The sequence below is a fragment of the Mesorhizobium sp. Cs1299R1N1 genome (genome assembly GCF_037179655.1).
GTDB classification, from domain to species: Bacteria; Pseudomonadota; Alphaproteobacteria; order Rhizobiales; family Rhizobiaceae; genus Mesorhizobium; species Mesorhizobium salmacidum.
Map to the genome: position 1 here is coordinate 1 of NZ_JAPYKR010000101.1, position 709 is coordinate 709.

Genomic DNA, 709 nt, shown 5'->3' on the forward strand with positions numbered 1-709 from the left:
GGTGCTTTGCACCTCTTTCTGGCTCCGGAGGTCAGTACCATTCAAGAAAAGGATGTTGTCGCCACCGAAACCCCCCCGCTTGCCGTCAATTTCGCCAACGATGAACGCTTGGTATTCGGTCTGGCCAGGCGCATGGTAGATGGAGAAGTCAAAGCCGCGCCAATGGAATGTTTCCCGGTCGCGGAGCCAGCGGTCCACGCGCGAAGGCTTATCGAAGCAACATGGGGTACTTGCCCACGCGGCCGGCGCCGTAAGCACGTCTGCGATGCAATCAAGAGCCCAACACTGCGTCCCAAAATGGCGCTGCAGGTATGGGATGCCGCACACGTGATCATCGTGGATGTGCGTCGGGACAACAAGCTCGATGTGCTTTACGCCATAGTCTTCGCGGAGTTGCTCGAGGTGGTGTTCGACGAAACGCACGGCCCGCTTGTCATCGGCGTCGGGGCCCCAGTGCAGATGGCCGGAGGAAACTAATCCGTAGTCGATCAGCATAGCGTGGCCATGCCCGCTGAGGACGACGTAAAAGTTGGAACATGTATATGGCCCGGCCCACAGGAGGTGCTTTGATATAGGCTGCAGCCTGCTCTCGCGGATCATCACGGAATCTTTGAAGCTGCTGAGCGCACCTGACGTTCCCAGCCGGCCGACACCGGCCAAATCGTCGAGCCTGGCTTCAAGGCGCTCGATGTCGGCGTTGACTTGCGTG

The 709-nt window shown here is 59.1% G+C and carries 1 protein-coding gene; it reads right to left on the reverse strand.

What is annotated here, in order from left to right; genetic code table 11:
* Positions 1-600, reverse strand: a 600-nt coding sequence (locus tag O7A70_RS34435; RefSeq protein ID WP_442921256.1) for an MBL fold metallo-hydrolase, incomplete at its 3' end; no start/stop codon positions are given.
* Positions 601-709: the final 109 nt, after the last annotated feature.